The sequence below is a fragment of the Gottfriedia acidiceleris genome (assembly GCF_023115465.1).
In the GTDB taxonomy this organism is placed as follows: domain Bacteria; phylum Bacillota; class Bacilli; order Bacillales; family Bacillaceae_G; genus Gottfriedia; species Gottfriedia acidiceleris_B.
The window spans coordinates 4,375,827-4,394,081 of record NZ_CP096034.1; the positions used below are offsets into that span (position 1 = coordinate 4,375,827).

The following is an 18,255-nucleotide window of genomic DNA, read 5'->3' on the forward strand; positions in this document are numbered from 1 at the left end:
TTTCTGTTCTATTATATGATAAGCCTGTATCACTTATGTTTGCAAGTAGAACACGATTTAATAAATTTTTATTAGAAGAGTTTAATTTATTTTGGTAGATGTTGTATGTATGGCGTTAGATTAATACCTAATTTACTAGCAAGTCTCTCACCTAATTTTGCATCTGCGCGATAGAAGTTACAAACAGCACGAAGCTTAATTTTTTCATCTACAACTGATAGATCAGCACTAATATTTTTAATAACTGCATTCTGCTCTGCTTTACTATATCTATTCCACACTTCTCCTGCTTGGCCGAAGTCATTTGTTTTTTCAATTTTTTTGCGCTCAGAAACACCACTTAATGGCTGCACTACTTCAACATAATCGGCATCTTCTTTTGGTGTATCCGAGTAGCTATTTGGCTCAAAGTTAATATGATGTGTTTGCTGACTAAAAGGCATATGACCATCACGTTGACCATTCGCTACTTTGGCAAAAGGACAGTTAATTGGAAGTTGTAAATAATTTGCCCCAATACGATATCTTTGGGTATCTGAATAAGAGAATAATCTTCCTTGTAATAACTTATCTTCAGAAGGCAAGATTCCAGGAACTAACACACCTGGATTAAATCCAACTGATTCAGTTTCTGCAAAAACATTTTCAGGGTTTCGATTAAGGATCATCGTTCCAACAAGTTGTCGAGGAATCACATCTTCAAACCAATCTTTTGTAGGGTCTAATGGATCAAAATCGAAATCATCCATATCTGCAGGATTTAAAACTTGTACATATAAGTCCCATTCTGGGAAATCTCCGTTTTCAATTGATTCGTATAAATCACGACTTGCATGGTTAAAATCTTTACCTTGAACTTCACTAGCTTCTTCCATTGAAAGATTTTCAATTCCTTGCTTTGGTACCCAACGAAGTTTTATATATACAGTATTACCATATTCATTTACCCATTTATATGCATGAACACTTGAACCTCTCATTTGACGGTAGTTCGCTGGAATACCTTCATCAGAAAATACATGTAATAACATATTTGTTGACTCAGGTGTTAGAGACATAAAATCCCAATATCTGTTAGGTGTTTGTAGATTAGTCCTAGGATCCGGCTTTAATGAATGAACCATATCGGGGAATTTCATTGCATCACGAATAAAGAAAATAGGAAGATTATTACCTACAAAATCATAGTTACCATCTTCAGTATAAAATTTCACAGCAAATCCACGAGGATCACGTAATGTTTCAGGAGAATGCAATCCATGAATAACTGTTGAGAAACGAGCAAATACTGGTGTTTCTGTTCCGGCATTTTGTAAAAACTTAGCTTTCGTGTATTTTTTCATACTATTTTTGGTTATGAAAACACCATGTGCGCCAGCTCCACGTGCATGCACAACACGCTCAGGTACTCTTTCACGGTCAAAATGAGCTAGTTTTTCAATTAATTGATAATCCTCTAATAAAGTTGGACCTCTACGTCCCGCTGTAAGTGAATTTTGATTATCTCCAATTGGCACGCCTTGATTTGTTGTTAGTCGGTTATTTGTCATATCACTTCTCCTTAATTATAATTATTATTATTTAGTAATAATTATATAATAAATTAACTAGTAATGAAAATCAATATCAAATTATAATTATTATAAAGTAGTGAATGATATAATTGCATTTAATCACCTCATAACTAGGTAGGTATGAATTACCAGTTTTATAATCCATTGAGATTTATTTAGCAAAAATAGAAAAAAACCCATCCTAGTGTTTTAGGATAGGTTTTTAGTAAATTAAAAATTAATATATTTCATAGGATCTACTGCATTTGATTTAGCATAATTCCATTCACCTTTATGTAATTCAAAGTGTAAATGTTGTCCAGTAGAATGACCTGAATTGCCCATATAACCAATTTTCATACCTTTTGAAACAGTTTGTCCAGTTGATACACTAAAACTAGCCAAGTGAGCATATACAGTTGTCCATACTTGTCCATCAATATTATGCGTAATAAATACACAATTTCCATAAGAAGATGAGACGTAAGCACGAATTACAACCCCATCGCCTGCTGCTACAACTGGTACACTTCCCGCTGAGGCAATATCAACACCTTCATGAAACTCTCCACCTTCAAATGAACGTTGTCCAAATCCTGAAGAGATATATCCGTTTGCTGGTCTTGTAAAGTTTCCACTAGATACGGTTGGTGTATTATCAGAACTACCGGCGTTATCTGAGTTACTAGAATTACCTGAACTACTAGAGCTTCCAGATCCACTTGAATGACTTGCACTTGTAGATGGCTTTTTACTTTTTGAAGCTGCTTCTGCTTTACGTTTAGCCTCTGCTTTACGTCTAGCTTCTGCGGCAGCTCTTTCAGCAGCTTGTTTCTTCGCGATTTCAAGAGCTTTTTGCATTGCAGCTTGCTGACTTGCTAATAATTGATCTTGTTCCTTTAAATCTAAAACATCTTCATGAGCTTCACTTTCTTTAGCTTTTAATGAAGCCATTAATTTGTTCTTTTCGCTAACCTGACTTGCAAGTTGATTATTAAGACTCTTTAAGTTCGCTAAATCTCTTTCGATTTTTGCTTGTTTCATAGTCAAATCATCTTTTTTTGCACTAACTTCTTTTAAGTCCAAGTTTTGCTGCTTAATAATGTCCTCGTCAGCCTTCATAATAATTTGTACGGCACTCATTCGTTGAATTAAATCTCCGAAACTATTAGCACCTAAAATGACATCAAGGTATGATACCATTCCACCAGCTTTTTGAAGAGAACGCATTCTGTTTTTCAATAATTCTTCACGAGATTTAATGCGCTCTTCAATAAACTTAATTTCTTCCTTTAGTTTTGAAATTTGCTTTTTCCCATCACTAACTGCAGCTTCAGTTTGGTTAACTTTTTGCTTAGTCAGTTTCATCCGAGCATCAAGTTTTTCAAGCTCCGCAACAACTTCTTGCTGGTCATGCTTTATATCAGCAATTTTGTTGTTTGTTGCATCCGTCTTATCCTTAACTTCACTACGCTTCTTTTTAATGCGGTCAATTTCTGATTGGTATTTACTTTCAGCAAAAGAAACGGATGGGATAGCACCGATGATGAAAGTACTGCATAACATAATCGTTATTACTTTCGATGATTTTCTCTTACTCATCTAAGATCCCTCCTTATATGTATATAGAAAAGCCCTAGTACCTGTATCAACTCAGACAGACGTTAAATTGGGAACTAGAGCTTATCAATCGAATTACACTATTAAAACAATAGAACTATAAAGAAAATTTAATCTTATTTACGTAAAAACTTACGAATTGACATGACAGAACCCCACATCCCGATTATTGCACCAATAGCTATTAATATAGCAGATAGTTGGTACACAAACGGTGAAAATGGTAATAATGTAAACATTGTTCCTGCTAATTTTGGCATTAACATATTATAAATAACCTTATAGCCAGTTAATAGTAAAACAATCGGAATAACCGATCCTAACACACCTAACAGTAAACCTTCTAATAAGAACGGCCAACGAATAAAGTTATTAGTTGCCCCTACCAATCTCATAATCTCAATCTCACGTCGTCTTGCCATAATCGTTATTTTGATAGTATTAGAGATTAAGAACATCGCAGTAAATAATAGTCCGAAAATCAGTACTAAACCGATATTACGACCTACCGAAACTGCATTAAATAATTTTTGTACTTGTTTTTTACCATAAATTACTTCATCAATATATTTTAAGCCTTCAATTTTTTTGGCTACTGGTGCGATTTGTTCTGGAGAATCTGTTTTAACAATAAACGTATCATTTAATGGATTTTGCTGTTCAAACAGTTGGAATGCTTTTCCATCTTCTCCCATACTTTTGATTAGATTGTTTAATTCTTGATCTTTCGATGAGAACTTTACAGTGGTTACATGATCTAATTTTTTGATTTCTTCTTTTAAAGTAGCTTGTTGCTCTTTGTTTGCTGTTAAATCAACTAAAACACGTACTTCAACATCTTTTTCTAAAGTTGTTCCAATGTGATTAACATTCAAAATTACGGTTAAAAATACGCCAACAAGCATTAAAGTAACTGCAACAGCACTTATCGATGCAAACGTCATCCAACCATTTCGTTTTAAACTACGTAGTCCCTCACGAACATGTCTTCTTGCAGTTCTAGCCTTCATAACCGTACACTCCTCTCGCTTGGTCGCGTACAATTTTTCCAGACTCGATTGCAATTACACGTCGCTTAATCGTATTTACGATATCTTTATTATGAGTTGCCATTACTACAGTTGTTCCACGATCATTGATTTCTTTAAATATATCCATAATCTCCCATGTAGTTTCAGGGTCTAGGTTACCCGTTGGCTCATCGGCGATCACTACTTGTGGTTTATTCACAATAGAACGGGCAATCGAAACACGTTGCTGTTCACCACCAGAAAGCTCTGTAGGTAAGAATCGAGCTTTATGTTTTAACTTAACAAGGTCAAGTACTTCCATAACTCTCTTCTTAATTGTTTTCGGATTTTCTTCAATAACTTCAAGTGCAAATGCAATATTTTCATAAACTGATAAAGTCGGTAATAATTTATAGTCTTGGAAAACTACCCCAATATTTCTACGTAATAAAGGAACTTTTTTATCCTTCATATGGCTTAAATCAATTCCATTAATTAAGATTGTACCCTTTGATGGTCTTTCTTCACGATACATCATTTTAATGAATGTCGACTTTCCGGCACCACTTGGTCCCACGACATACACAAATTCACCTTGGCGAATCTTCACATTAATACCATCTACCGCAAGAACACCATTAGGATAAGTCTTATAAACATCTTTTAACTCAATCATGACATTCTCCTTAATTTTTTGTTCCGTTTTCTTCTATCAAACTATATAAGATCCATTCTGGATGAAATTATACTTTACTTTACTTGATCTTATTATTTCGCCTGCTATTTACATATTTCGATAATTTCAGCTAAGCTCCTCTATTATACCACTTAAAAAATGTCAAAATTGATAAATTTATGTTACATTTTAATAATAGTCAAGATTATTTCCGAACGATTTATGGGTTTGTTTAACAAATTATGGAAAAATGTAACTAAAATGAAAAGAAACAGACCTTTTCTAATTAACAGAAAATTGTCTGTTTCTTTAATTTTTTCTATAAAATTTAAGACATTTTATTTTTTAGTCGCAAGCCATTTCGCTACACTTTTCGCGTCATTTCCTTGAACAACTCCACTAGGCATTGAACCTCTACCATTATGGATAATATTTTCTATTTCTTTTTCAGAATATTTCGCTCCGACCTTTTTTAAGCTTGGTCCAATTATACCTTCTAGTTCTCCACCGTGGCAGCTAGCACAGCTTTGTTTAAATAACTTTTCCCCATTAGCAACCGAAACCGGCTCGCCTGAATCACTATTTTTACTTGAATTATTATTTGAACCACATGCTGTAATCGTTAACAGCATACCACCAGTAATAAAAGCAAGAAGTAGCTTTTTCACAAAAATCATCGCCCCTTTAACAATCCCATAACTATAGTCTACTACTAATAGAAATATTTATTTTACCTTTTTATGTCAAATTTGTGAAACCTTCTCCAAGAACTTCTGTTGCATCTACAACTGTAATAAAAGCATTTCGATCAACTGATCGAACGATATCACGTAAAGAAGAAAATTCAGTTTGATCAAGTACACACATTAATACTAAACGGTCTTCATTAGTATATCCACCAACACCAGTTAACTTTGTTACTCCACGATCTAATTGGTGAACAATTGCTGTTGTTACAGGCTCCACTTCTGAAGTAATAATTAGTGCCATTTTTGATCTAGCAAGACCAATTTGAACTAAATCGATCGTTTTACTCGTAACAAAAAGTGCAATCAGTGCATACATACCACTTTCAAGATTAAACACGATTGCAGATGTAAGAACGATTAATCCGTCAATAAATGCTACACAAATCCCAAGTGATAAACCAGTATATTTATGAACAATTTGAGCTGCTAAATCTGTTCCACCAGTAGATGCTTTACCACGGAACACGATTCCTAAACCTAAACCTATAAATAGTCCACCAAAAATGGATGCTAAAAGTGGATTATCAGTTGCAGGTTTTATATTGTATAAATCGACTAAATAAACAACAAGTGGTATGAAAATTGTTCCAACTAACGTTTTAGCGCCGAATTGTCTACCTAAGAAAATTACGCCTGCTATAAATAAAGGGATATTAAATGCCCACTGTACAAATGCAGGATTAAATCCCATTGTGCTTTTTAGAATCGTCGAAATACCACTTACCCCACCAGAAGCAATATGATTTGGTAATAAAAACACACAAAACGCGACAGCAATAATTGCAGAACCAATTAATACAAAAAAGTACTCAAAAAACGTTTTTCCCCACCCTACAGTTAGAGCAGTCGAATATCTGACCTTTTTCAAACTTATCCCCCTCAATATTTCTCACTTACAGATAACTTTTCTATTTTATATCCTTTATATCGGATACTTACTCTTTTTTTTATTATGAAAAAATCAATAAGATTTAATTACATATAAACAAAATTTACTTTCTTCTATTTGTAAAACAACTTCAAAATAAATATGATTCATGTAACTCCTTCACATTAGTAAGGAAAAATCCTTATTAATCCCCTCTAAGAAAAAAGCTCAAAAGAATAACATTTCACTAATTAAAAGATGTCCGTTTAGACAAAGTCTCAAAAATTTGATGATAAGACTAGTTGCAACTGTTTGACAGGCAGTCTGATAGTAGATGTTATAGGTTAAAAGATGTATTTACAGATAACTAAATGATAAAATATACCTCTTTTGTCCCCAAAGATTAGGGCTGGTAAGAAAGAAGTTTCCCCCAATCTTATCAGCCCATTTTTCAACATTAAATCTTAGAACGTAAATAAGCATCAATAAATGGATCAAGATCTCCATCCATTACTGCATGTACATTACCAACCTCTGTGTTTGTTCGATGATCTTTAACCATTGAATATGGGTGGAAAACATATGAACGAATTTGACTTCCCCAGCCAATTTCTTTTTGTTCTCCACGGATTTCGTCTAGTTGAGCTTGTTGCTCTTCTATTTTGCGTTGATATAGTTTTGCTTTTAACATTTTCATTGCATGTTCACGGTTTTTAATTTGTGAACGTTCTGTTTGACAAGTTACTACAGTGTTAGTTGGAACATGCGTAATACGTACTGCTGAGTCAGTTGTATTAATGTGCTGACCACCCGCTCCACTTGCACGATACGTATCAATTTTTAAATCTTCTGTACGTATATCGATTTCAATTTCTTCATTGAACTCAGGCATTACTTCGCAAGAAACGAAAGAAGTATGACGACGACCTGATGAATCGAATGGAGATATACGTACTAAACGATGAACGCCTTTCTCTGCTTTTAAATAGCCATAAGCATTATGGCCTTTAATTGCTAAAGTTACACTCTTTATTCCAGCCTCATCACCAGGTAGATAATCTAAAGTTTCGACTTTAAATCCACGTTTTTCAGCCCATCTAGTGTACATACGTAATAACATTGAACCCCAATCTTGAGACTCGGTTCCACCTGCTCCTGGGTGAAGCTCAAGAATTGCATTATTTTTATCATATGGCTCGCTTAATAATAATTGAAGTTCAAAATCATTCAGTTTACCAGTTAAAGATTTTACTTCAGTTACTAGTTCTTCAAATAATTCATCGTCATTTTCTTCTTTAACTAACTCATAAGTTACTTCAAGATTCTCATATCCATCATTTAAATCATTGAATTCATTAATGACTTCTTTTAAACCATTTACTTCACTAATTACTACTTGTGCAGCTTTTTGATCATCCCAAAAATCTGGCTCTGACATAAACGCTTCAAGCTCATCTAGTCTTGCTTGTTTTGTTTCGACGTCAAAGAGACCCCCTAAATGCTTGAAGGCGTTTCGCCATCTTTTCTAGTTCTTGCTTTACTTCTACTAATTCCATTTCATAACACCTCGATTAAATTTTACGAACAATAAAAAGCAGGTAAAGACAAGTAGTAAAGTAAGAATAACTTTTGAAAGTTACTCCTCTTTTCTAATCACTACTTGCCCTTGCCCCTTTTCATATAGTTTCTATTTTATTAGATTCCTTTACCGTGGCAGTTTTTATACTTCTTACCTGATCCACAAGGACAATCTTCATTTCGGCCAGTTTCTTCGCCTTTTACGATTGGCTTTTTCTTTACTTCACCTTCACCATCATTACTTACATGAATTGCATCACCTTGTACAGCTTCACGCTCTACATCAGCTTCAATTTCAGCTTTCATAATAATGCGAGATACTTCTTCTTCAATTGAAGCAATCATCTCTTCAAACATTGCGAAGCCTTCCATTTGATATTCACGTAATGGATCAATTTGTGCATATGCGCGTAAATGGATTCCTTCACGAAGTTGATCCATTGAATCGATGTGAGCCATCCACTTGCTATCAACTGTACGTAATAATACAACTTTTTCAAACTCACGCATTTGTTCAACTGGTAAAGCTGCCTGTTTTTCTTCGTAACGCTCGAATACTGTTTTTTGAATTAGTTCAACCATTTCATCTGGTTCAATTACACGTAATTGTTCAACTGTGATTTCATCTTCATTTAATAGGTTTGCTTCTAAGAAATCAATGATTCCTTCTACATTCCACTCTTCTTGAAGCTGCTCATTTGGAGTATGAGCTTGAACTACTCTGTTAATAGTACCTTCAATCATATTCTTAACAATTGGTTGTAAATCATTTGAATCAATAACTTCAGAACGTTGAGCATATATAACTTCACGTTGTTGACGTAATACATCATCATATTGAAGTAATTGTTTACGAGCATCAAAGTTATTACCCTCTACTCGTTTTTGTGCAGATTCAACTGCACGAGATACCATCTTACTTTCAATTGGTTGAGAATCATCTAATCCTAAACGGTCCATCATAACTGATAAATTTTCTGAACCAAAACGACGCATTAATTCATCTTCCATTGATAAATAGAAAGTTGTCACACCAGGGTCACCTTGACGACCAGAACGACCACGTAACTGATTATCAATACGACGGCTTTCATGGCGCTCTGTACCAATTACAGCTAATCCGCCTAGCTCACGAATGCCTTCACCTAATTTAATATCTGTACCACGACCAGCCATGTTTGTCGCAATAGTAACTGCGCCACGGTGACCAGCTAATGCGATAATATCAGCCTCACGTTCATGGTTTTTCGCATTTAATACTTCGTGTTTAACACCTTTACGCTTTAGCAATTGAGAGATTAACTCTGAAGTCTCGATTGCTACTGTACCAACTAGAACTGGTTGCCCAGTTTTGTGACGCTCAACGATTTCATCAACAACAGCATTAAATTTCCCAGTCATTGTTTTGTATACTAAATCAGGTTTATCTATACGAGCGATTGGTCGGTTCGTAGGAATAACTAGAACATTCATATTGTAAATATTACGGAATTCTTCTTCCTCAGTTTTAGCTGTACCTGTCATACCCGAAAGTTTTTTGTACATACGGAAGTAGTTTTGGAAAGTAATTGTCGCAAGCGTCATACTTTCGTTTTGAATTTTTAATCCTTCTTTAGCTTCGATCGCTTGGTGAAGACCTTCGCTGTATCTACGGCCTTTCATTAAACGACCAGTAAATTGGTCAACGATTACAATTTCTCCATCTTGAACTACATAATCTACATCATGAGTCATCGTCACGTGAGCTCGTAATGCCTGAGTAATATGATGGTTTAAGTTAACATTTTTCAAATCAAATAGGTTTTCAACACCAAAAGCTTTTTCTGCACGTGAAATACCATCTTCAGTTAATAAAACTGATTTTGTTTTTACATCGTACGTATAATCCTTGTCTAGCTTTAGCATTCCAACAAATGCATTCGCCGCAATATAAGATTGAGCAGACTGTTTTGCTTGTCCTGATATAATTAATGGAGTACGTGCTTCGTCAATTAAAATTGAGTCAACCTCATCGATAATAGCATAGTTTAGTGGACGTTGAACTCGTTGTTCAGCGTATACAACCATGTTATCACGTAAATAGTCAAATCCTAATTCATTATTTGTACTATACGTAATATCACAAGCATATGCTTCACGCTTCTCATCTGGCTCCATACTATTTAAATTTAGACCAACAGTAAGTCCTAAAAACTCATATAATTGACCCATTTCACGAGCATCACGACTAGCTAAGTATTCATTGACGGTAACAACGTGAACACCTTCGCTACTTAATGCATTTAAATAAACAGGTAAAGTGGAAGTTAAAGTTTTACCTTCCCCAGTTTTCATTTCTGAAATATTACCTTCATGTAAGGAAATTCCACCTAATATCTGTACAGGATATGGAGTCATACCAAGCACACGAGTAGCACCTTCACGAACAACGGCAAATGCTTCAACTAAAATATCATCAAGAGTTTCACCTTTTTGAATACGCTCTTTAAATTCAAATGTTTTACCTCTAAGTTCATCATCAGATAATTTTGCATACTGATCCTGTAAAGATAACACTTGATCAACTTGTTTTTGCATTTTATTTAATTGTCGCTGATTAAGATCAAAAACCTTTTTTATCATTCCAAGCATTCGTAACGCTCCTCTATTATAAAGTCATAAACTAAAATTTCATTAAGTTAGTAGATACTATTTCTAATTTTATCATTAAATGAAGATACGTGACAACCTTATGTCGAGAATGTTGTATTAGAATTAACTAATATTTTAGAAAATAAGCAAAAAAACCAAAAAAGGACTAAGCAATTGTTCAGCTCAGTCCTTTTATTATTATTTTATTAATTTTTATTTGGCTTCAATTAAACCATAACGCCCATCTTTTCTAGCGTAAACGATGTTCGTTTTATTCGTTTCACCATTTAAGAATACAAAGAAGTTATGACCTAACATATTCATTTGTAGCACTGCTTCTTCTGCATCCATAGGTTTTAAATCAAATTGCTTTGTTCGAACTAACTCAATGTCATTTTCGTGCTCTTCTACTGCAACAGCTGATTCAGTAGTTGATGGTGCAAACATGAATTTTAATGAACCTTTTTCTCTTAATTTGCGATTTACTTTTGTTTTGTGTTTTCTTATTTGACGATCTAGTTTATCAATAACTAAATCGACAGCTGCATACAAATCTGAATGCTCTTCTTCTGCGCGTAATAACATATATGTTCCAGGAATAGTTACTTCAATTCTTTGCTTGTCGTGGAATACCTTAGCATTAACTCTCGCCGTTAACTCTTCGTCAAAATAACGATCAAATCGCGATAATTTTTTATCTACGTAATCACGAATTGCTGGAGTAATTTCAATATTTTCGCCTCGGATGTTTAGCATCATATGGGTTTCCTCCTTCATCAAGCTTCAAAAATGAAAGCTGTCATACTTATATTCTACACCTGTACCTTAATTTCCTCCTTGAAATTTTTGTCAAATATGAGAAATCTCTGTGACCATTTTATGAACTTTTATCGTTTATATCAGATTATATTTTTATAATAATTTAAAGATACTCAAAAATGTAAAAAAAACACAAAGGCTTACTCAAATGAGTAAGCCTTTGTGGTCCGAATCTATATAAGCAAATACTTACTTATTAACGGAAAAAATTAAATTTTAGTAACATTAGCAGCTTGAGGTCCACGGTTACCTTCAACGATTTCGAAGCTAACTGCTTGGCCTTCTTCTAAAGATTTGTAACCTTCTGCGTTGATAGCTGAGAAATGTACGAATACATCGTCTCCATCTTCACGCTCGATAAATCCAAAACCTTTTTCTGCATTAAACCATTTTACTTTACCTTGCATTCAAATCCATTCCCTTCAGTCGAAAACTTGTGAATCTTCTCCACATTTCAACTATACATCATAAAACTAGGACAAGTCAAAAGTAGCTTATCGCCTTTTTTTTCACGAATTCGACAAATAACGAAAAATTCTAATTATTTCCTTACCTATCATATTCACTTACCTTCTGACTTGTCCCATTATTTTTTTCCTATTTTTATAATAAGAAAATTTATATCATTTTTCCTACAATTTTTTTCCTTCTTTAAAATCCCCGCTCTCTACACCTTAAATCGATAAGGTACAGTAGTTACAATAACGCTTCGTTTGTGAAGTAAATACGCTCGCAGTAATAAGCTAGATTGATTATGTAAAACATTATGCCAATTTTTTCTGGTAATAAACTGTGGTATTAAAACTGTAATTTCAAAACCTTGTTCATGAGCTTTTGCTTCCATTTCATCTATTACTTTTAAAAGAGGTCTTGTGATTTCTCGATACTCAGAGTGAACAACAATTAATTTTACGTTTGGATTCCATGCTTCCCATTTTTCTCTCATTTGCTCTTCACTTTCTTTATCAAAAGAAATGTAAACAGCATAGACTTCATCAGCAATCCCTTGAGCATATTGCATTGTACGTTCAACTACTTTTGTAATCCCAGCGACAGGAACTACCATGATATTTCCACTAATTTTTTCAGGAATATCATTATTTAATCTTAATTGGTCACCTACTGCTTCATAATGCTTACGAATTCTTAAGAATAGAATAACAATCAAAGGTAAGAAAACAAATATTGACCAAACTTGATTTAACTTAGTCGTTAAGAAAATAATTGAAACAGTTGCTGAAATAAATGCACCAACGAAGTTAGCAATTAATTTTGGGAACCAGCCAGCTGGTTTTTCTCTAATCCATTTAATTACCATACCTGTTTGAGAAAGTGTAAATGGTACGAATACACCAACCGCATATAATGGAATTAATTCTTCTGTTTTACCTTGGAAAGCAATAATTAATAAAATTGAAGCTACACCAAGTGTAATAATACCATTTGAATAACCTAAACGATCCCCTCGAAGTAAATACATTCTAGGCATAAATTTGTCACTTGCTAAGTTATAAGCAAGTAGTGGGAATGCTGAAAATCCCGTATTAGCTGCTAATACTAGGATTAGCGCAGTTGTCCCTTGTATAAAGAAATAGATGATATTTCGTCCGAAAATATCAGAACCTAATTGGGACATAACCGTTTCTTCTGCATTTGGTACGATTCCATACCAGTAAGCTAAAAACATTATTCCTGAGAATAGTACTGCTAAAATCGAACCCATCATCAATAGTGTTTTTGCCGCATTTTTATCTGAAGGTTCTTTAAAGTTCGGAATAGCATTTGAAATTGCTTCTACACCGGTTAAAGCTGAACAGCCTGATGAAAATGCTTTTAAAAGAATAAAGAGCGAAATCCCTGGAACAACAGTACCAATCGCTGAATGTGCTGTTTGTGGAGCATGGCCTGTAAAGACATTATATAAACCTACGATAATGATAATAACAAGAGCTACAACGAATAAATAAACTGGATATGCCAAAATCGAAGCAGATTCAGTCAATCCGCGTAAGTTTAAAATTGTAATACATATAACCAAAATAACAGCAATAAAGACTGTATGAGCGTGCAAAACTGGGAATGCGGACGTAATCGCGTCGGTTCCTGCTGACACACTAACCGCTACTGTCAAGATATAGTCAACTAACAAGGATCCGCCGGCAACTAAACCTGGAATAACACCGAGGTTTTGTTTAGATACGACATATGCGCCTCCACCATGAGGATAACTAAAAATAATTTGGCGATAAGATAAAATTAATGCTAATAATAAAATCAGTACGCCTATACCAATCGGAACCGAATACCAATACGCTACTGCCCCAACCGTAGTTAAAACGATCAGAATCTGCTCTGGACCGTATGCTACTGAAGAAAGCGCATCTGACGATAGAATTGCCAAAGCCTTCGTATTCGATAACTTTTGTTCACTTAACTCTGTTGACTTAAGTGGTTTACCAATTAAGTATCGTTTTAAAATCGATAACATATGTACACCTCTACATAAAAAGTAAAAAACTAAACCATTTGAGTTTATCACATTATTAGAAAAAATTGTGTGATATATTAAGAAAATCTTTCCATTATTTTATGAAGTTTTTGTCAAAATAATTAATATTAACTTCCCTCTAAATCAAATTAAAATACAATAAAATGAAAGACCACTTTAAAAACTTCACAAATCAAATAATAGGCGCTCTCGTTGACGTATAGAAATCCTTTTTTATTTCCATGCATACACACAGAAAGAACTTAACATTTTTGCTAAGTTCTTTCCTACTTTCTTCTTATTAAATTAACAATTTTTGTATCAACCCAATTCACTAGTATACCTTTATTTCTTATTAAAATAGCTAAGCATTTTTTCAGCCACTTTAATTGGTTGAACTTTGTATGTTCCCTCGTCAATTTGTTTTTTTAATTGCTGTAAACGTTCATTACGTTCCTCGATTAGCTGATTTGCGATTTGATTATCCTTCGCTTGAGGGGAGATTTCTATTTTCCCTTCTTGTTTTCGTTTATTTTGTTCAATTTTTTCTACGTTGTATTGATGTAAATGAACTTTATCTTCATCAGATGTATAATCCATCATTTTCTCACCCCATCGCTAATCGTTTTATACCTCGACACTTTATTATTAAATTCCGATCCTTTAACTTATATTTTTGTTTTATTCTGTCCAATGACCACTATTTATATCGGTAAAAATCGTAGTAAAATTAAGTTCTTATATAATTAACACGACGCCAAGCTTTATGCGCGAATTAATGTGAGTGAATGTACTTCAGTAGCACCATTTTGGAATAATATTGCTGCGGCATCTTGTACCGTTTTACCAGTTGTATACACATCGTCAAGTAATACAATCGGTTCGTTTTCGATTTTTCCCTCACTACAAAAAGAAAAAACTTGTTCTCGGCTTAGTCTTTCATTACGATTTAACTTACTTTGTTTTTCGGTATGGATTCTTTCTAAACAATTTGTTAACTTTAAACCTGCATATTGTGCGAGCACTTCAACTTGATTAAAACCTCGTTCCTTTAGTCTCACATCACTTAGAGGTATTGGAACTATTTTATAATTTTTGAAAGAATTTTCATAGTATTCCCTCAAATCACTCGCAAATATAGATGCTAACTGAACATCACCATAAAATTTAAAATGATTAAGCCACTCTTTTATTTCATTTGTATAATGAAATATCGACTTATTAATAATTAACGGCATATCTAGCTTTAAACTCATATACTCTACACAATTTTTACAATGCTTCTGATTTCCCATAATGTAACCACAACAAATTTCACAAACAGGACCAATAATTTTTTTAAATTTCGCTACACATTTTGAACATGCTGATTCAATGCTTAGAAAAAACAATTTATGCAAGGAAAACTTCTCAACAAATTGAACCCCACAATATACACAAATCACTTATTATCCAACCAGCCTTTCTGTATACCTAAATGATTCATTAGAAGTATTTGCTTTTTAGCTTTGACCATTTCTTCGCTAATTCCATTATGAAAAAAGATAACCTCTCCATTTGCATAATTAATATGCCTACCAGCACGACCAGCAATTTGAACTAGCGCACTTTCAGTAAAAATCTCTTCATCAGCACCTAATACTGCAATTTGGCTATTCGAAATCGTAACGCCTCTCTCTAAAATTGTTGTTGTAATTAAAACTTGAGTATCACCATTTCGAAAAGCACTCACTTTTTCATGTCTTTGAGGATCTTGACTATGAACTGATGCCGATTTAACTGTTATCTTTTTAACAGCCTCTTCTATAAAAATACATTCTCTAATTGTAGGGACAAACAAAAAGATGGGGCAGCCTTTTTGAATAAATAATTTTATCCATTTTTCTAAAGAATTTGGAAGTTTTTGTGATTTACGAATCGTTTTACGCCAGTTACCAATCCATTCAAAGCTCGGTACTGGTAGTGGTTGCCTATGGTATCTTGCGGGGACCATTACATGTTTGATTTTATTTTTTAGCGCAAGTAGTTGTTGTTCACTAGAGGGAGTAGCTGTCATTTGTACTGTAGAACCTTTAATTGTTCTTGATTCATTTGCAACCCAATGCAAATATGTTTCAATATTATAAGGAAAAGCATCAACTTCATCGATAATTAATAAGTGGAAGGTAAGTCTAAATTTCATTAACTGATGTACTGTACAGATCGTTATTCTATTTCTATCCCATTTCTCGTCACTACCTCCGTACAGTACTGCAATCGAAATAGTAGGGAAGGCTTGTCTAAATCGAATCGATAGCTCTAAAACAACATCTACTCGAGGAGTTGTAATGCAAACAAATTTCCCTTGCTGTAGTGCAGCTTCAATCCCTTCAAACAACATTTCTGTTTTTCCTGCACCACAAACTGCCCAAAGTAGCAAATTCTGATTTTCGTTCACAGCTTCAACTACTTTAATTGATGCTTCTTTTTGCTGTGGTGAAAGTTTTCCACCCCATTCGAGTCCAGAAATTGGGTTCTCGAATTTCAAATCAACTTCATTAATGACTAACTCAGTACATGTCGACATCTTTCCCATAGTGATACATTTTCGACAATACGTACACTGAGATGAGCATTTAAAACAAAAATGAGTAGCGAAAAAATGTTGATTTTGATTACCACAACGAAAGCATTGATAACGATTTTTAACTTTTTGAACCGCTTGAATGATTTGACTTGTTGGCGGGATATCTCGAAGGTTTATTGAGGGGGGAAGTGGGAGTTTTCTACCGTAAAATTTGTCCATTTTTAACCTACTTTCTTTTAATAATATTTTGAAGGATGGATAAAACGTGGGATTTTTAAAAAGCTTCAAACATAAATATGGCCATCTTCAAATATTACATCCAATCAGTCACTAACGACGTAAAATCCAGTGAAATTTCCTTGTCAAATATATAGATATATTGTGACCTTTTTTAAGGACCACATTATTAAAAATCAGTTTGTTTATAAAGTAGGCTAAAAATAATTCAATTCGAGGTGATTACGAAGCATTTTTGATATCAAATTCTATGTAATAATTTATCGAGTTTTCCTTTTTAATTGTGATTTCGCTGATTTTTTTGTGATAACGAGGTTTTATTTTTGAATTTTCTATTTTTAATTGCGATTACTAGTTTTTATTTGTGATATACACTTTTTTAATTACGATAACAAATTTTTACTATAAAAAACAAAAAAAGCCCCTAATCGAAGGAGCTCTTACTTAAACAACATACCAACCCAATCCTAAAGCACCTTCACCTAGATGCGTTCCAATTACTGGGCCAAAATATGAAGTTTCTAATTCAACATTCGGATATGTTTCACTAAGTTGTTGGGCTAACTTTTTTGCATCTTCTTCACGATTTGAGTGTATAACAACTGCTTTCATTTTTTCACCTTTTGATGCAACTTCGCCAAATAAATCTGTAATTCGTTTCATTGCCTTTTTTTCAGTTCGAATTTTTTCAAAGGCAACAATTTGTTTGTCTACAAATGTAAGGATTGGCTTTACTTGTAGTAAACTTCCTACAAATGCTTGTGCACTTGAAAGTCTTCCACCACGTTGTAGGTGATCTAAATCAAAAACCATAAAGTAAGCATTTGCAGATTGTTTTATTTCATCTAAACGCTCAATGATTTCAGTTGGTCCAGCACCTTTCTTTGCCATTTTCGCAGCTTCAATAACATAAAATCCTTGGACCATGCAGCTAATTTCTGAATCAAAAGCGACTACTTCTAAGTTATCAATCATTGAACCAGCTGATACAATACTTTGATAGGTTCCACTAATTCCACTTGATAAAGTAATAGCAACAACAGCCTCATATTCTTTTGCTAACTGTTCAAATTTTTCAATAATCGTGCCGTATGCAGGCTGTGAAGTTTTTGGAAGCTCCTTTTGTTCACGGACCTTGAGGAAAAATTGTTCAGCTGTAATTTCAACCTCTTCTTGGTAGGACGCATCTCCGAAGATTACATTAAGAGGCAACATATGTATATCTAAAGAATCTCTTACTTCCTTTGGGATATAGGATGTGCTATCTGTAACAATTGCAGTTCTCATTGTCATATCCTTTCTTATATACTGTAACGTTTAACTATTTATTTATTGGTTTAATTTTACACAACTAATTAAGTAAAATCATTGTATTTCATTCTCTTTACTCTGAGCCAATTCGACAACTCAGTTAGACTTAGAAAGACTTATTATACTTAAAAGCCTATTTATTGAAAAGA

The 18,255-nt window shown here is 33.8% G+C and carries 15 protein-coding genes; all 15 read right to left on the bottom strand.

The window, feature by feature from the left end:
- Positions 1–86: 86 nt before the first annotated feature.
- The 15 genes from MY490_RS20655 to MY490_RS20725 all read right to left on the bottom strand — a co-directional run bounded on the left by MY490_RS20655 (position 87) and on the right by MY490_RS20725 (position 18,082).
- Positions 87–1,550 (bottom strand): catalase, encoded by a 1,464-nt coding sequence (locus MY490_RS20655; RefSeq protein ID WP_248267328.1) that lies wholly within the window; start codon positions 1,548–1,550, stop codon positions 87–89.
- 234 nt (positions 1,551–1,784) lie between these two features.
- Entirely contained in the window at positions 1,785–3,155 is a 1,371-nt protein-coding gene (locus MY490_RS20660; protein WP_248267329.1) for a murein hydrolase activator EnvC family protein, read from the bottom strand.
- 134 nt (positions 3,156–3,289) lie between these two features.
- Positions 3,290–4,183, bottom strand: coding sequence for a permease-like cell division protein FtsX (ftsX, locus tag MY490_RS20665; protein WP_248267330.1), 894 nt, complete (start codon positions 4,181–4,183; stop codon positions 3,290–3,292).
- Positions 4,173–4,859, bottom strand: a complete 687-nt coding sequence (gene ftsE / locus MY490_RS20670; RefSeq protein WP_248267331.1) for a cell division ATP-binding protein FtsE — start codon at positions 4,857–4,859, stop codon at positions 4,173–4,175. The genes ftsX and ftsE overlap by 11 nt, the downstream gene beginning before the upstream one ends.
- A 338-nt stretch (positions 4,860–5,197) precedes the next feature.
- Entirely contained in the window at positions 5,198–5,527 is a 330-nt protein-coding gene (gene cccB / locus MY490_RS20675; RefSeq protein ID WP_432707024.1) for a cytochrome c551, read from the bottom strand.
- 70 nt (positions 5,528–5,597) lie between these two features.
- Positions 5,598–6,476: a YitT family protein gene (locus tag MY490_RS20680; RefSeq protein ID WP_097975035.1), complete on the bottom strand. Its 879-nt coding sequence runs from the start codon at positions 6,474–6,476 to the stop codon at positions 5,598–5,600.
- Between the two features lie 457 nt (positions 6,477–6,933).
- A protein-coding gene (gene prfB, locus MY490_RS20685) for a peptide chain release factor 2 (RefSeq protein WP_248267333.1) occupies positions 6,934–8,032 on the bottom strand; the annotation gives its coding sequence in 2 pieces (ribosomal slippage) (positions 6,934–7,968 and positions 7,970–8,032; 1,098 coding nt in all).
- A 139-nt stretch (positions 8,033–8,171) separates the two neighbouring features.
- Complete coding sequence (secA, locus tag MY490_RS20690) at positions 8,172–10,685, bottom strand: preprotein translocase subunit SecA (protein ID WP_248267334.1); 2,514 nt, start codon at positions 10,683–10,685, stop codon at positions 8,172–8,174.
- A gap of 213 nt (positions 10,686–10,898) precedes the next feature.
- On the bottom strand, positions 10,899–11,444 hold the full coding sequence (gene hpf / locus MY490_RS20695) for a ribosome hibernation-promoting factor, HPF/YfiA family (RefSeq protein ID WP_069033815.1): 546 nt from the start codon (positions 11,442–11,444) through the stop codon (positions 10,899–10,901).
- A gap of 269 nt (positions 11,445–11,713) precedes the next feature.
- Complete coding sequence (cspD, locus tag MY490_RS20700) at positions 11,714–11,911, bottom strand: cold-shock protein CspD (RefSeq protein WP_056469532.1); 198 nt, start codon at positions 11,909–11,911, stop codon at positions 11,714–11,716.
- A 260-nt stretch (positions 11,912–12,171) separates the two neighbouring features.
- Positions 12,172–13,992 carry an APC family permease gene (locus MY490_RS20705; RefSeq protein WP_248267335.1) on the bottom strand — a complete coding sequence of 607 codons (1,821 nt, stop codon included), beginning with the start codon at positions 13,990–13,992 and terminating at the stop codon, positions 12,172–12,174.
- Positions 13,993–14,337: 345 nt separating this feature from the next.
- Positions 14,338–14,595 carry a flagellar biosynthesis anti-sigma factor FlgM gene (locus MY490_RS20710; protein ID WP_248267336.1) on the bottom strand — a complete coding sequence of 86 codons (258 nt, stop codon included), beginning with the start codon at positions 14,593–14,595 and terminating at the stop codon, positions 14,338–14,340.
- 161 nt (positions 14,596–14,756) lie between these two features.
- Positions 14,757–15,287, bottom strand: coding sequence for a ComF family protein (locus tag MY490_RS20715; protein ID WP_248267337.1), 531 nt, complete (start codon positions 15,285–15,287; stop codon positions 14,757–14,759).
- A 146-nt stretch (positions 15,288–15,433) separates the two neighbouring features.
- Positions 15,434–16,567: an ATP-dependent helicase ComFA gene (locus tag MY490_RS20720; protein ID WP_248267338.1), complete on the bottom strand. Its 1,134-nt coding sequence runs from the start codon at positions 16,565–16,567 to the stop codon at positions 15,434–15,436.
- Between the two features lie 672 nt (positions 16,568–17,239).
- Complete coding sequence (locus MY490_RS20725; RefSeq protein ID WP_248267339.1) at positions 17,240–18,082, bottom strand: DegV family protein; 843 nt, start codon at positions 18,080–18,082, stop codon at positions 17,240–17,242.
- Positions 18,083–18,255 lie beyond the last annotated feature (173 nt).

Coding starts and splice junctions, on each gene's coding strand:
- ftsE (WP_248267331.1), bottom strand. CDS start 4,859: ATGATTGAGTTAAAAGATGTTTATAAGACTTATCCTAATGGTGTTCTT.
- MY490_RS20715 (WP_248267337.1), bottom strand. CDS start 15,287: ATGGGAAATCAGAAGCATTGTAAAAATTGTGTAGAGTATATGAGTTTA.
- MY490_RS20710 (WP_248267336.1), bottom strand. CDS start 14,595: ATGATGGATTATACATCTGATGAAGATAAAGTTCATTTACATCAATAC.
- MY490_RS20720 (WP_248267338.1), bottom strand. CDS start 16,567: ATGGGAAAGATGTCGACATGTACTGAGTTAGTCATTAATGAAGTTGAT.
- MY490_RS20725 (WP_248267339.1), bottom strand. CDS start 18,082: ATGAGAACTGCAATTGTTACAGATAGCACATCCTATATCCCAAAGGAA.
- MY490_RS20705 (WP_248267335.1), bottom strand. CDS start 13,992: ATGTTATCGATTTTAAAACGATACTTAATTGGTAAACCACTTAAGTCA.
- hpf (WP_069033815.1), bottom strand. CDS start 11,444: ATGATGCTAAACATCCGAGGCGAAAATATTGAAATTACTCCAGCAATT.
- MY490_RS20660 (WP_248267329.1), bottom strand. CDS start 3,155: ATGAGTAAGAGAAAATCATCGAAAGTAATAACGATTATGTTATGCAGT.
- ftsX (WP_248267330.1), bottom strand. CDS start 4,183: ATGAAGGCTAGAACTGCAAGAAGACATGTTCGTGAGGGACTACGTAGT.
- secA (WP_248267334.1), bottom strand. CDS start 10,685: ATGCTTGGAATGATAAAAAAGGTTTTTGATCTTAATCAGCGACAATTA.
- cspD (WP_056469532.1), bottom strand. CDS start 11,911: ATGCAAGGTAAAGTAAAATGGTTTAATGCAGAAAAAGGTTTTGGATTT.
- MY490_RS20655 (WP_248267328.1), bottom strand. CDS start 1,550: ATGACAAATAACCGACTAACAACAAATCAAGGCGTGCCAATTGGAGAT.